The following is a 14,488-nucleotide window of genomic DNA, read 5'->3' as shown; positions in this document are numbered from 1 at the left end:
TAAACACAGATCATGACTACGACACCTGACCTTTCCTGTGATGTTCTTATTGTCGGTAGCGGTGCTGCCGGTTTATCCCTTGCACTCCGCCTGGCTGAGCACAGTTCCGTCATCGTTCTTAGTAAAGGGCCAGTCAGTGAAGGCTCGACGTTTTACGCGCAAGGCGGGATTGCCGCCGTATTCGATGAAACCGACAGCATTGAATCTCATGTTGAAGATACGCTGATTGCAGGGGCCGGGCTGTGCGATCGCCATGCGGTGTCATTCGTTGCCAGCCATGCTCGCCCGTGCGTTCAGTGGCTTATCGATCAGGGCGTGCTGTTTGATACCGAAGTTCAGCCTAATGGCGAGGCTAGCTATCACCTGACCCGTGAAGGGGGTCACAGCCATCGCCGCATTCTCCATGCCGCTGATGCCACCGGGAAAGAAGTCGAAACCACGTTAGTCGGAAAAGCTTTAAATCACCCTAATATTCGGGTGCTTGAGCGAAGTAATGCCGTGGATCTTATCGTTTCCGATAAAATTGGCCTGCCGGGTACGCGTCGGGTGGTTGGGGCGTGGGTCTGGAACCGCAATAAAGAAAGTGTTGAAATCTGCGCCGCGAAATCGGTTGTGCTGGCAACGGGCGGCGCGTCAAAGGTGTATCAGTACACCACAAACCCCGATATTTCATCCGGTGACGGCATTGCTATGGCCTGGCGCGCAGGGTGTCGTGTGGCAAACCTCGAGTTCAATCAGTTTCACCCGACAGCGCTCTTTCATCCTCAGGCGCGCAATTTCTTACTGACGGAAGCCCTGCGCGGTGAAGGTGCGTTGCTTAAGCGCCCGGATGGAACGCGCTTTATGCCCGATTTCGACGAACGCGAAGAACTGGCCCCTCGCGATATCGTCGCTCGCGCTATCGATCATGAGATGAAGCGCCTTGGCGTAGACTGCATGTACCTCGATATCAGCCATAAACCGGAAGATTTTATTCGCCAGCACTTCCCGATGATCCACGAAAAATTGCTGGGCCTTGGGATCGATCTCACCAAAGAGCCGGTTCCGATTGTTCCTGCCGCGCATTACACCTGTGGTGGCGTGATGGTCGATGACTTTGGGCGCACCGATGTTGACGGGTTATATGCTATTGGCGAAGTGAGTTACACCGGTCTGCATGGCGCGAACCGTATGGCGTCCAATTCGCTGCTTGAGTGTCTGGTGTATGGCTGGTCTGCGGCAGAAGATATCAAGAAGCGCATGCCTTATGCCCGCGATGTCAGCGCGTTGCCAGCGTGGGATGAAAGCCGGGTAGAAAACCCGGATGAACTGGTGGTTATCCAGCACAACTGGCACGAACTGCGCCTGTTTATGTGGGATTACGTGGGGATCGTTCGCACGACGAAACGACTGGAGCGTGCGTTACGCCGCATCACGTTATTGCAGCAGGAGTTGGACGAATACTATTCCCGCTTCCGGGTGTCCAACAACCTGCTTGAGCTACGCAATCTGGTGCAAGTCGCGGAGCTTATTGTCCGCTGCGCGATGATGCGTAAAGAGAGCCGTGGCCTGCACTACACGCTGGATTATCCAGAACTGCTGGAAAATTCAGGACCGTCAGTGCTTTCTCCCTTGGCTCACATGAATAAATAGAATGCCTGGGTCAGGGCGGTATACCCTTCGGAGTACTGCTGCTCTGGCCCACGGATAATCAACCGGTCGCTATAGCACTCCCCGGCGCGCGGCGAAAAAGCCATCAACACGCGGTGAGGTGGGCGCAGCTCTGTTTCTGCTACATCAGTGCGTAAGCGCAAATGCCACCCCATCGACAGCGCCAGTTCAGTAAACGCATTGCCGATATCTTCCGGTAACACCACACAGAAAAAACCGTCTTCCGTGATAGCACTTGCCGCACAATTCAACAGCGTCGTGTGATCAAGTGTGGTGGTATATCGGGCCTGTTCGCGCTGAGGTGTTGCGCATTCAACACCCTGCTGATAATAAGGCGGGTTGCTGATGATCAGGTCATAACGGCTGTTTTCTTCTTTGAGCCACTGCTGAACATCCGCAGCATGGACCTGAACGCGTTCGGCCCAAGGCGACTCCGCGACATTTTCAACGGCCTGTGCGGCAGCATCAGCATCCAGCTCAACAGCATCGATCATTACGGTCTCTTCGGTACGTTGCGCTAACATTAGCGCCAGCAATCCGCTACCAGTTCCAATATCTAAGATTCGTTTTACCCGGGCGATCGGTGCCCATGCGCCAAGCAGGATCGCATCTGTACCGATCTTCATTGCACACCGATCGTGGGCGACGAAAAATTGTTTAAACGTAAATCCGTTGCGACGAAGCACGGAGGCAGACTGACTCATCATCAACAACCTTTTCCTGGAAAAATCCCCTGAGCATTGGGTATTGCACAATACCCGAGAACAGATAGCCATACAAACAGATGAAGATTGCAGCCATAACGTCTATAATCAGCGGCCCACACAGAGGTAGATCATGACTGTAACGACTTTTTCCGAACTTGAACTCGACGAAAGCCTTCTGGAAGCCCTCCAGGAAAAAGGCTTCACACGCCCGACCGCCATTCAGGCCGCTGCAATCCCGCCTGCGCTCGATGGCCGTGATATTCTCGGTTCTGCGCCGACAGGCACCGGTAAAACGGCGGCATTTTTGCTGCCAGCGTTGCAGCACCTGCTCGACTTTCCGCGTAAAAAATCCGGGCCGCCGCGCATCCTGATTGTCACCCCCACTCGCGAACTGGCGATGCAGGTTGCCGATCACGCTCGTGAACTGGCGAAGAATACTCATCTGGATATTGCCACTATCACTGGCGGCGTGGCTTACATGAACCACGCAGAAGTGTTCAGCGAAAACCAGGACATCGTGGTTGCCACCACCGGGCGTCTACTGCAATACATCAAAGAAGAAAACTTTGACTGTCGTGCGGTTGAAACACTGATCCTTGACGAAGCTGACCGTATGTTAGACATGGGCTTCGCGCAGGACATCGAAACCATCGCCGCGGAAACCCGCTGGCGTAAGCAGACCATGCTGTTCTCAGCCACGTTGGAAGGCGATGCGATTAAAGACTTCTCCGAACGCCTGTTGCAGGATCCGGTGGAAGTTTCCGCGATGCCGTCTACTCGTGAGCGTAAAAAAATCCATCAGTGGTACTACCGTGCCGATGATGCTGAGCATAAAACAGCCCTGCTGATCCATCTGCTTCAGCAAGATGACGCTACCCGCTCTATCGTATTCGTGCGTAAACGTGAGCGTGTTCATGAACTGGCAGGCTTACTGCGTGCGCAAGGCATTAACAACTGCTATCTCGAAGGCGAGATGGTTCAGGCTAAGCGTAATGAAGCGATTAAGCGTTTGACTGACGGTCGTGTAAACGTGCTGGTTGCGACTGACGTAGCCGCTCGCGGGATTGATATTCCTGATGTCAGCCATGTCTTTAACTACGACATGCCACGCAGCGGCGATACCTATCTTCACCGTATCGGACGTACCGGACGTGCCGGAAATAAAGGCATCGCGATTTCGTTAGTCGAAGCGCATGACCATTTGCTGTTGAACAAAATTGGTCGCTACGTTGAAGAGCCGCTTAAAGCGCGCGTGATTGAAGAACTGCGTCCGACGACCCGCATCCCGAGTGAGAAAAACAAAGGGAAGCCGTCGAAGAAAGTGCAGGCTAAACGCGAAGAGAAGAAAAAAGCAGAGAAAGAAAAACCGCGTGTGAAAGATCGTCACCGCGATTCGAAGAATATTGGTAAACGTCGTAAGCCGAGCGCTGCCGCTGCAGCAACCGAGCAGAAAACGAAAGAATAAAAAAAGGCCGGGATAATCATCCCGGCCTTTTCATTTCTAATGCTGAAAATTACAGACTTTCAGTGAAAGTACGCGCAATAACATCACGCTGCTGTTCAGGCGTCAGTGAGTTGAAGCGAACCGCATAGCCAGAAACACGAATGGTCAGCTGTGGGTATTTCTCTGGGTTCTCAACCGCATCCATCAGGGTTTCACGGCGCAGTACGTTAACGTTCAGGTGCTGACCCCCTTCAACGCGCACTTCTGGCTGTACATCTACCGGCACTTCACGGTATTCAATTTCGCCCAGTTTGTTGACAGCCACAACCTGATCTTCAGTGAAACCACCTTTTGCTACCAGGCAGCGCGCTTCGCCTTTCTCGCTGTCGAGCAGCCAGAAAGAGTTCAGCAGGTCGTCGTTAGCGGCTTTAGTAATCTGGATACCTGTAATCATTTGATGCCTCCCTAGGCTCATGTATTCGTTTTTGCATCAGCCAGAAACTGGCCAATTGGTAAAACCATTGTTGCTTGAGTGTATATATATCAGTCTGACACCCGGCAATCATTGATTTAAATCAATAGAATTAGTGCGTGTACTGAGTACATGTGTGGATTTTATTGTTTTAGGTCAATTTTAATCAGACACAAAAGACAAAGATCGCTGTAAACATTCAACTTTATTTGAATAATCTCACCTTCCGACTACACAAAGTTTTGCACCACAGAAAGAAGCCGTTAAGCTACCGCCAACGAAATTCGCAGGAGAGCGAGATGACCACGCCCTTAACCTGGCACGACGTGCTGGCGACTGAAAAAGAACAGCCCTACTTCATCAATACGCTGACGACGGTCGCTAACGAACGTCAGGCGGGAACAACCATTTACCCGCCGCAGAAAGACGTATTTAACGCGTTTCGCTATACCGAACTCAACGATGTGAAAGTCGTGATCCTCGGACAAGACCCTTATCACGGTCCCGGTCAGGCGCACGGGCTGGCGTTTTCGGTACTCCCTGGCATCAATATTCCTCCTTCTCTTCTGAATATGTATAAAGAGCTCGAAGGCACGATCCCGGGTTTCACCCGTCCGAAACATGGTAATCTCGAAAGCTGGGCGCGTCAGGGCGTATTGTTACTCAACACCGTACTCACCGTACGCGCCGGTCAGGCGCATTCTCATGCAAGTCTGGGGTGGGAAACGTTTACCGATAAGGTGATTAGCCTTATCAACGAACATCGCGAAGGCGTGGTCTTTTTACTTTGGGGATCGCATGCGCAGAAGAAAGGGGCAATTATCGACACTCAGCGTCATCATGTGTTGAAAGCGCCGCATCCGTCGCCACTGTCGGCCCACCGAGGCTTCTTTGGCTCAAATCATTTCGTACAGGCAAATGAATGGCTGGCAGAGCGCGGCGAACCGCCTATTGACTGGATGCCGGTACTCCCACCAGCAGAAAGCGAATAAAAAAAATGCCAGCATCGCGCTGGCATTCTTATTTTTACCGATGCAAAAGCATCAGGCTTTATTCTGGCGCCACCACTCGGCCAACAGAACACCGGTCGCAACCGAAACGTTCAGACTTTCAACGTTGCCAGTACCGCTGATAGCGACACTCAGATCAGCGCTATCAAGCGCGGCATCAGACAGACCATCACGCTCCTGACCTAACACCAGCACCATTTTCTTCGGCATGGTCGCTTTATACAGCGGCGTGCCTTTATGGCTGGAGGTGGTCACAATGGCGTAACCGGCTTTGCGGAACTGATCCAATGCATCGATGAAGCTGTCACCTGTGATGGGCTGAACGTGCTCAGCACCACCCTCTGCGGTACGGATTGCCGCACCTGACTCCAGTACTGCGGCATCCTGAACCACAACACCTTTCACACCGAAGTGCGCGCAGCTACGCATGATGGCACCGAGGTTGTGTGGGTTGCCCACATCTTCCAGCGCCAGTACGCAGTCTTCTTCTGATGCTTCACGCACCCACTGCTGTACGCTGGTTCCGTTACGTTTTTTAATCAGGAAGCACACGCCGCCATGATGTTCGGTACCGGACGCTTTCTCCAGTTCCTCTTCATCAACCACGTGATAGGCTTTACGGTTTGCTGCCATCCAGCGTAAGGCTTCTTTGAAACGCGGGGTCACGCTCTGGATAAACCAGGCACGAACGATGCAATCTGGACGACTCTGGAACAGTGCCTGACAGGCGTTTTCACCGTACACACGGGTTTCTTCCGCACGCTGACGACGAATAACTTCTGGATCAACAAAGCTTTTACCGCTGATCCCGCCGTGATCCGGCTTGTCTGCAACTTCTTCACCCGGAGCGCGGGAAACGGTACGCCACGGTGAGTTCTCGCGCGGCTGACTGTCGCGGTCACGTGAGGCGTTATCACGGAAACGGTCACCGCGTGGTTTTCCATCACGAGACTTTCCGTCACGGCTATCGCGACTATCGCGCGCAGGACGACGACCACCTTCGGTGCGGGATGGGCCACTGCGGCCGCCACCTTTACCGGTACGCGGGTTTTCCGTGCGTTTATCCGAGTCATCATCACTGCGGACATACATCACTTTGACCTTGCCGCTTTTATTTTTCAGTTCGTCGTTCATCTTTTTCTCCACCTGCGCTGCGCGAAGCGCGAAGATTACTCGATGTGTCCGAGCTTCGCCATGATTTCGTACCAAAGACTGCGACTATTATATTCATCGAATAAACCACATTGTCCTTTAAAACAGTCTCATCGATAATACGTAACATTACAGATACATTTCGGTCACTCAGGCCGTTGTCTCAACCCGATTACCCAGAGGTTAGCTATGAATACCGTTTGTGCCAGTTGTCAGGCGCTTAACCGTATCCCCGACGAACGTATTAATGATACCGCGAAGTGCGGTCGTTGCGGTCATGAGCTGTTTGATGGCGATGTTATCAATGCAACGGGAGAAACGCTGGATAAATTGTTGAAAGACGATTTGCCGGTCGTGGTCGATTTCTGGGCGCCATGGTGCGGCCCGTGCCGTAACTTTGCCCCCATTTTCGAAGACGTTGCAGAAGAACGCAGCGGCAAGATGCGTTTCGTGAAAGTGAACACTGAAGCCGAACGCGAGCTCAGCGCACGCTTTCGCATTCGCAGCATTCCAACCATTATGATTTTCCATAAAGGCGAAGTTATCGACATGCTGAACGGCGCCGTGCCGAAAGCACCGTTCGACAGTTGGCTGAACGAAGCCACCGAAGCTTGATCTACCGGGGCACATCTTGTGCCCCGCTTTCCCCTCTGCGACAATGGCGTTTTTCCTGCATAGCTTCCAATGACTGATAACGCCGTACTCCGTTTGCGCGCCGAGCGCCTCGCTCGCGCTACTCGCCCTTTCCTTGCTCGTGGCAATCGTATTCGTCGCTGTCAGCGCTGTCTTTTACCGTTGAAACAGTGTCTGTGCGAAACCCTCACGTCTTCCGCTGCGCGTAGCCGTTTTTGTCTGGTGATGTTCGACACGGAGCCGATGAAGCCCAGCAATACCGGTCGTCTGATTGCCGATATTCTGCCTGATACAGAGGCGTTTCAGTGGTCGCGTACCGAGCCGCCGCAGGCGCTGCTTGAGTTGGTGCAGCATCCCGATTATCAGCCTATGGTCGTCTTCCCTGCGTCCTATGCCGGAGCCGAAAGAGAAGTGCTTACTGCGCCCCCATCAGGTAAACCGCCGCTGTTTATTATGCTCGACGGCACCTGGACGGAAGCACGCAAAATGTTCCGCAAAAGCCCGTATCTCGACGCACTGCCAGTTATTTCAGTAGATTTGTCGCGGGTATCGGCCTACCACCTGCGCGAAGCCCACGCCGAAGGCCAGTACTGTACAGCCGAAGTGGCTATCGCCTTGCTGGATCTGGCTAATGACACCAAGGCAGCAACCGCGCTGGGTTCGCATTTTCACTGTTTCCGCACTCGTTATCTGGCAGGAAAAACGCATCATAAGGGAAACATCACAGTGCCGGAGACGGAAAGCGTTTAAAATCATTCAGGAACGAGCATCCTGGAGATGAATGCGATGAGCCAACGGGGACTGGAAGCGTTACTGAAACCCAAATCGATTGCCGTGATTGGCGCGTCGATGAAACCGCAGCGAGCGGGCTATTTAATGATGCGCAACCTGCTGGCTGGGGGATTCAGTGGCCCGGTACTGCCAGTGACGCCAACCTGGAAAGCGGTATTGGGTGTACTGGCGTGGCCCGATATCGAGAGCCTGCCGTTTACGCCCGATCTGGCGGTTATTTGCACTCACGCTAAACGCAATCTCACTCTTCTGGAAGCACTCGGACAGAAAGGGTGTAAAACCTGCATTATTCTTTCTGCGCCGCCGGAACAGTTCGGTGAACTGAAAGCAACGGCTGCACGTTATCAAATGCGGTTACTCGGCCCAAACAGCCTGGGGCTACTCGCCCCCTGGCAAGGGCTGAATGCCAGTTTTTCCCCCGTACCGATTCGTCGCGGAAAATTAGCCTTTATTTCACAGTCGGCTGCCGTATCCAATACCATTCTCGATTGGGCACAACAGCGTGAAATGGGCTTTTCGTATTTTATTGCTCTCGGTGACAGCCTTGATATCGACGTGGACGATCTACTCGATTTCCTGGCCCGCGACAGTAAAACCAGCGCCATTCTGCTGTATCTGGAACATCTCAGTGACGCGCGGCGTTTTGTTTCGGCAGCCCGAAGTGCGTCGCGCAATAAACCGATTCTGGTCATCAAAAGTGGTCGCAGCCCAGCGGCACAGCGCTTACTGCATGTAAATTCCGGAATGGATCCCGCATGGGACGCTGCGATTCAGCGGGCCGGGCTGTTACGCGTTCAGGATACCCATGAGCTGTTTTCTGCCGTCGAAACCCTGAGCCACATGCGCCCCCTGCGCGGTGAGCGACTGATGATTATCAGCAACGGTGCCGCGCCTGCTGCTCTGGCCCTCGATGAACTTTGGCTACGCAACGGTAAGCTCGCAACACTTAGCGATGAGACATTGACGCGCATTCGCGAAGCACTGCCTTCAAGCGTTGATGCGGCAAACCCGCTCGATCTGCGCGATGATGCTAACAGCGCGCACTATCAAAAAGCGCTGAGTATTTTACTCGACAGCCAGGACTATGATGCCCTGCTGGTTATTCATTCCCCAAGTGCGGCGGCCCCCGGCACCGAAAGTGCGCAGGCGTTGATCGATACACTCAACAACCACCCACGCGGGAAATATGTCACCGTTCTGACTAACTGGTGTGGAGAATATTCATCCCAGGAGGCTCGGCGACTGTTTAGTGATGCGGGCATCCCGACTTATCGCACCCCAGAAGGCACCATTACGGCGTTTATGCATATGGTGGAATATCGCCGCAACCAGAAACAGCTGCGCGAAACGCCCATACTACCGGACGACCTGACCGCCAATACGGCAGAAGCCCATGCATTGTTGCAGCAGGCCATTGCGGATGGCGCAACGTCACTCGATACCCACGAAGTGCAACCCATCCTGAAAGCCTATGGGATGCAAACACTGCCGACCTGGATTGCGGCTGACAGCGCAGAAGCCGTGCATATCGCCGAACAAATTGGTTATCCGGTGGCACTTAAACTGCGCTCGCCGGATATCCCGCATAAGTCGGAAGTTCAGGGCGTAATGCTTTATCTACGTACCGCTGCAGAAGTACAGCAAGCTGCCGATGCGATTATTGATCGCGTAAAAATGGCCTGGCCGCAGGCGAGGATCCACGGATTGCTCGTGCAAAGCATGGCGAATCGTGCTGGTGCCCAGGAACTCCGCGTCGTTGTGGAACACGATCCACTATTTGGCCCGTTAATCATGTTGGGTGAAGGCGGTGTTGAGTGGCGCGCAGAAGATCAAGCCGCCGTGGCACTCCCACCGTTGAACATGAACCTCGCCCGTTATCTGGTGATCCAGGCCATTAAAAGTAAAAAGATCCGTGGACGAAGCGGCTTGCGTCCTTTAGACATTGCCGGGCTCAGTCAGGTTCTGGTTCAGGTCTCCAACTTGATTGTTGATTGCCCGGAGATCCAACGCCTGGACATTCATCCTCTGCTGGCCTCAGGTAATGAATTCACCGCGCTGGATGTGACACTGGGCATCGCACCATTCAGTGGCAACAGTGAAAGCCGCCTGGCGGTGCGCCCTTACCCGCAGCAGTTTGAAGAGTGGGTCGTATTGAAAAACGGCGATCGCTGTCTCTTCAGACCGATTCTGCCGGAAGATGAACCACTCTTGCAGCAGTTCATTTCGCAGGTCACTAAAGAAGATCTCTACTACCGCTATTTCAGTGAAATCAATGAATTTACCCACGACGATTTAGCCAATATGACGCAGATCGACTACGATCGTGAGATGGCTTTTGTCGCCGTGCATACCACTGCGAGCGGTACTGAAATCCTTGGCGTCACACGCGCTATTTCAGACCCTGACAATATTGATGCCGAGTTTGCCGTGTTGGTGCGTTCCGATCTTAAAGGCCTGGGCCTTGGGCGTCGATTGTTGGAAAAGCTCATCAATTACACGCGTGAGCATGGACTGGAACGTCTGAATGGCATTACCATGCCGAACAATCAGGGAATGATTGCGTTGGCGCGCAAGTTGGGTTTTGAGGTCGATATTCAGTTAGAAGATGGCATTGTAGGATTAACGTTGAAGCTGGCTTCATCGCCATCCTGACTAAGCTGCTGGAAATGTTGACCACATTAGCGAGCACTAATGGTATTATTGCCCGCTTCTGTCGTCTGCATGGTACAGAGGTCCCTTGATTAATCAGAGAAGAAACGCACTGTGATGTTGTCAAAATTTAAGCGCAACAAGCATCAACAACACCTTGCTCAACTACCTAAGCTTTCTCAGTCAGTTGATGATGTCGAGTTCTTTTACACGCCTTCGGATTTCCGGCAAGCGCTGTTGGCTAAAATTGCCAATGCCACCCGCCGCATCTGCATTATTGCCCTTTATCTGGAGCAGGATGACGCCGGAAAAACCATCTTGCAGGCCATTTATGATGCGAAACGTCATCGTCCGGAACTGGATGTCCGCATTCTCGTTGACTGGCATCGCGCCCAGCGTGGACGTATTGGCGCTGCCGCATCAAACACCAACGCTGACTGGTACTGCCGCATGGCGCAGGAAAACCCAGGCGTTGATGTCCCCGTTTATGGCGTTCCGGTAAACACTCGGGAAGCACTCGGCGTTCTGCATTTCAAAGGCTTTATCATTGATGACTGTGTGCTCTACAGCGGAGCCAGTCTGAATGATGTTTACCTGCATCAACATGATAAATACCGCTACGATCGCTACCAGGCCATTGTTAACACGCAAATGGCCGATATCATGTTTGATTGGGTCGACCAGAATTTGGTGCAGGGTCGCGGCGTCAATCGCCTCGATGACAACGAGCGCCCGAAGAGTCCTGAAATCAAAAACGATATCCGACTTTATCGCCAGGAATTGCGTGACACCGGTTATCATTTTCAGGGCAATGCCGACAATGAACAGCTTTCGGTGACACCGCTGGTTGGGCTCGGAAAATCGAGTATGCTCAACAAAACGATTTTCCACCTGATGCCGTGTGCCGAAGAAAAACTCACTATCTGCACACCGTATTTCAACCTACCTGCAGTGCTGGTGCGAAATATTATCCACTTGCTGCGTCAGGGTAAGAAAGTGGAAATTATCGTCGGCGACAAAACAGCGAATGACTTCTATATCCCTGAAGATCAGCCGTTTAAGATTATCGGCGCGCTGCCTTATTTGTACGAAATCAATCTGCGCCGTTTCCTCAGCCGTCTGCAATATTACGTGAACACAGACCAACTGGTGGTTCGTCTGTGGAAAGATGAGGACAACAGCTATCACCTGAAAGGAATGTGGGTTGATGATGAATGGATGCTGTTGACTGGTAATAACCTGAACCCACGCGCCTGGCGATTGGATCTGGAGAATGCCATTCTCATTCACGATCCGAAACAGCAGTTAGCGGAGGCACGTGAGAAAGAGTTAGCGCTGATCCGTACGCACACGACAATCGTGAAGCACTATCGCGATCTGCAAAGTATTTCCGATTACCCGGTTAAAGTGCGTAAGCTGATTCGTCGTCTGCGTCGAATTCGAATCGACAGACTTATCAGCCGTATTCTGTGATCTGCAAGCCTCGAATTTTCGGGGCTTTTTTACAGGAGTCTGCGATGCGTATTTTGGTTCTGCTGTCTTCATTATGGCTTTGCGGCTGTAGTCATATGGCGAATGATGCCTGGACCGGGCAGGATAAAGCTCAACATTTTATCGCCTCTGCCATTCTCTCTGCAGCAGGCAACGAATACGCTCAGCATCAGGGACTCAGCCAAGACAGAAGTGCAGTCTATGGGTTGATGTTTTCCCTCAGTCTCGGAGCCGGAAAAGAATTGTGGGACAGCCGCCCATCGGGAAGCGGCTGGAGCTGGAAAGATTTTGCGTGGGATGTTGCCGGTGCCACGACCGGTTATACGGTGTGGCAGATGGCACATCAATGAGGCTATAGACGTAATCCCTTCCCTTTGCTGTGTAGCATCAGCGAAACCAAAAAAGCCACTGCGCTCAGTAGTGTGACATACCAAAAGAACGCACTCTCAAATCCTACGGATTTCAGCGAAAGCGCCACATACTCCGCCGAACCACCGAATAGCGCATTCGCCACAGCATAGGAAAGCCCAACCCCTAAGGCACGAACCTGCGCCGGGAACATTTCCGCTTTCAGGATCCCGCTTATCGACGTATAAAAACTGGCGATCAGCAGCGCGCATATCACCAATGCGAATGCGGCATAAGGCGAATGTACACGCTGAAGTGCGGTGAGGATGGGTACGGTAAACAGCGTTGCCAGGCCACCAAAGCATAACATCGATGTCCGGCGACCAATCCTGTCAGATAGCGCACCAAACAATGGCTGAACGACCATATAAACAAAGAGCGCAGCGGTCATAACAATACTGGCAACACTTGCGCTCATTCCCGTGGTGTTGACCAGATATTTTTGCATATAAGTTGTGAAGGTATAAAACACCAGAGAACCACCGGCAGTAAAACCAAGCACCATCACGAATGCTTTGCGATTACGCCATAGACCTTTGAGCGATCCAGCCTCTTTGAGCGCACGCGTTTCTTGTTGCGAGGTTTCATCCAGCTGACGACGAAGCCAAAGTGCAACTAACGCCAGTACAGCACCAAGGGCAAACGGGATACGCCAACCCCAGGTATGTAGATCTTCGCTGCTGAGCACCTGCTGTAGAACCACAACAACCAGTAAGGCTAGCAACTGACCGCCAATTAACGTTACATACTGGAATGACGCGAAGAAGCCCTTACGTCCTTCGATGGCAACTTCACTCATATAGGTGGCGCTGGTGCCATATTCACCCCCAACGGAAAGTCCCTGGAATAAACGGGCTATCAGCAGTAATGCTGGAGCCCAGGTGCCAATAGTGGCGTATCCAGGTAAGCAAGCGATCACCAGCGATCCGAAACACATCATGCAGACAGAGATCAGCATCGATTTCTTGCGCCCGTGACGATCGGCAATACGCCCAAACAGCCAGCCACCGATGGGTCTCATCAAAAATCCGGCAGCAAAAACGCCGGCCGTCTGGAGTAACTGAGTCGTTGTGTTGCCTGAAGGGAAAAAGATGTGTGCGAAATAGAGTGAACAAAACGAATAAACATAGAAATCAAACCATTCCACCAGATTCCCGGATGAAGCCCCCACGATAGCCCAGACCCGGCGTCGGGTGTCACTACCCGTCAACGATTCGCGAGATGAAAATGCGTTCTCAGTCATTGTTATTATACTCCTGCAAAAAACCAGACCCGCTGCGCCTTGCCTTTACCAGACGACAGCGGAACAATTCGTGAGCGAAATGTTACATAGTTGTTACCATGGAATTTGTGACATATCACACATTTTTCATTAGCAGGCTCAGTATTCAGGATTTGTCGCAGCAGTACGTCGTCGGGTTATTAGCTTTTGGTGGAGGATTTCATGTGAGAATGTGGGGGCAAACTAAGGATCCAGGCATTAACAACGCAGATATTGCTTTCCAGATATGCAACAACGCAAAAAGCCCAGTCTTTCGACTGGGCTTTCCACTTGTTTGATGCCTGGCAGTTGTATGCCGGGCTTTCTGCCCGTCACCCTTCGGGCAGCACGTCGTGCTGTGCAAATTCGTTCCCGACGAATTTGTCCTCCTCTCACGAGACCGGTCCCCGACAAACAGCAGACAAACAAAAAAACCCCATGCTTTCGCATGAGGTTTTCTTGTTTATTTGATGCCTGGCAGTTCCCTACTCTCGCATGGGGAGACCCCACACTACCATCGGCGCTACGGCGTTTCACTTCTGAGTTCGGCATGGGGTCAGGTGGGACCACCGCGCTGTTGCCGCCAGGCAAATTCTGTTCGACCTACCGCTTCACTTCCGCGTCGCAGTCTGTCTTTATCTGTCTCAAGCTGAATATTGTCGTCTCTCACCAAAGCAGCTTTGGCGTTGTAAGGTTAAGCCTCACGGTTCATTAGTACTGGTTAGCTCAACGTATCGCTACGCTTACACACCCAGCCTATCAACGTCGTAGTCTTCAACGTTCCTTCAGGACTCTCAAGGAGTCAGGGAGAACTCATCT

General features: G+C 52.4%; 12 protein-coding genes and 2 rRNA genes. 8 read left to right on the top strand and 6 right to left on the bottom strand.

What is annotated here, in order from left to right; translation table 11 throughout:
- Positions 1-12 precede the first annotated feature (12 nt).
- A complete protein-coding gene (gene nadB, locus VH187_RS21120; protein ID WP_329703400.1) occupies positions 13-1,632 on the top strand; it encodes an L-aspartate oxidase in 1,620 nt (539 codons plus the stop codon).
- Here nadB and trmN read toward each other — a convergent pair.
- Complete coding sequence (gene trmN / locus VH187_RS21115; protein ID WP_329703514.1) at positions 1,617-2,354, bottom strand: tRNA(1)(Val) (adenine(37)-N(6))-methyltransferase TrmN; 738 nt, start codon at positions 2,352-2,354, stop codon at positions 1,617-1,619. The genes nadB and trmN overlap by 16 nt on opposite strands.
- A 133-nt stretch (positions 2,355-2,487) precedes the next feature.
- On the opposite strand from trmN, the gene srmB reads away from it, so the two are divergent.
- Positions 2,488-3,822, top strand: a complete 1,335-nt coding sequence (srmB, locus tag VH187_RS21110) for an ATP-dependent RNA helicase SrmB (protein ID WP_329703399.1) — start codon at positions 2,488-2,490, stop codon at positions 3,820-3,822.
- 49 nt (positions 3,823-3,871) lie between these two features.
- Here the strand turns inward: srmB and grcA are convergent, their stop codons facing one another.
- Positions 3,872-4,255, bottom strand: a complete 384-nt coding sequence (gene grcA, locus VH187_RS21105; RefSeq protein ID WP_329703398.1) for an autonomous glycyl radical cofactor GrcA — start codon at positions 4,253-4,255, stop codon at positions 3,872-3,874.
- A 317-nt stretch (positions 4,256-4,572) separates the two neighbouring features.
- On the opposite strand from grcA, the gene ung reads away from it, so the two are divergent.
- Positions 4,573-5,265: a uracil-DNA glycosylase gene (gene ung, locus VH187_RS21100; RefSeq protein WP_329703397.1), complete on the top strand. Its 693-nt coding sequence runs from the start codon at positions 4,573-4,575 to the stop codon at positions 5,263-5,265.
- Positions 5,266-5,316: 51 nt separating this feature from the next.
- Here the strand turns inward: ung and VH187_RS21095 are convergent, their stop codons facing one another.
- Complete coding sequence (locus tag VH187_RS21095; RefSeq protein ID WP_329703396.1) at positions 5,317-6,417, bottom strand: tRNA/rRNA methyltransferase; 1,101 nt, start codon at positions 6,415-6,417, stop codon at positions 5,317-5,319.
- A gap of 207 nt (positions 6,418-6,624) precedes the next feature.
- Here VH187_RS21095 and trxC point away from each other — a divergent pair, with 207 nt between their 5' ends.
- From trxC to VH187_RS21070, 5 genes are all read left to right on the top strand, one after another.
- The gene (gene trxC, locus VH187_RS21090) at positions 6,625-7,050 is read left to right on the top strand and encodes a thioredoxin TrxC (protein WP_329703395.1); all 426 of its coding nucleotides are present in this window, start codon (positions 6,625-6,627) and stop codon (positions 7,048-7,050) included.
- 69 nt (positions 7,051-7,119) lie between these two features.
- Positions 7,120-7,818: a tRNA-uridine aminocarboxypropyltransferase gene (gene tapT, locus VH187_RS21085; protein ID WP_329703394.1), complete on the top strand. Its 699-nt coding sequence runs from the start codon at positions 7,120-7,122 to the stop codon at positions 7,816-7,818.
- Between the two features lie 36 nt (positions 7,819-7,854).
- Positions 7,855-10,512: a bifunctional acetate--CoA ligase family protein/GNAT family N-acetyltransferase gene (locus tag VH187_RS21080; RefSeq protein WP_329703393.1), complete on the top strand. Its 2,658-nt coding sequence runs from the start codon at positions 7,855-7,857 to the stop codon at positions 10,510-10,512.
- A gap of 114 nt (positions 10,513-10,626) precedes the next feature.
- Positions 10,627-11,982 carry a CDP-diacylglycerol--serine O-phosphatidyltransferase gene (gene pssA, locus VH187_RS21075; RefSeq protein ID WP_329703513.1) on the top strand — a complete coding sequence of 452 codons (1,356 nt, stop codon included), beginning with the start codon at positions 10,627-10,629 and terminating at the stop codon, positions 11,980-11,982.
- A 44-nt stretch (positions 11,983-12,026) separates the two neighbouring features.
- Complete coding sequence (locus VH187_RS21070; protein WP_329703392.1) at positions 12,027-12,350, top strand: YfiM family lipoprotein; 324 nt, start codon at positions 12,027-12,029, stop codon at positions 12,348-12,350.
- 2 nt (positions 12,351-12,352) lie between these two features.
- Here the strand turns inward: VH187_RS21070 and VH187_RS21065 are convergent, their stop codons facing one another.
- The 3 genes from VH187_RS21065 to VH187_RS21055 all read right to left on the bottom strand — a co-directional run.
- Complete coding sequence (locus VH187_RS21065; protein ID WP_329703391.1) at positions 12,353-13,651, bottom strand: MFS transporter; 1,299 nt, start codon at positions 13,649-13,651, stop codon at positions 12,353-12,355.
- A 490-nt stretch (positions 13,652-14,141) separates the two neighbouring features.
- Positions 14,142-14,257, bottom strand: a 5S ribosomal RNA gene (gene rrf, locus VH187_RS21060).
- 102 nt (positions 14,258-14,359) lie between these two features.
- A 23S ribosomal RNA gene (locus VH187_RS21055) occupies positions 14,360-14,488 on the bottom strand; the annotation flags it as partial.

The sequence above is a fragment of the Scandinavium sp. genome, from assembly GCF_036271055.1.
GTDB lineage: Bacteria > Pseudomonadota > Gammaproteobacteria > Enterobacterales > Enterobacteriaceae > Scandinavium.
The sequence above is the reverse complement of the archived record's forward strand: the minus strand, read 5'-3'. Positions and strand labels throughout refer to the sequence as shown.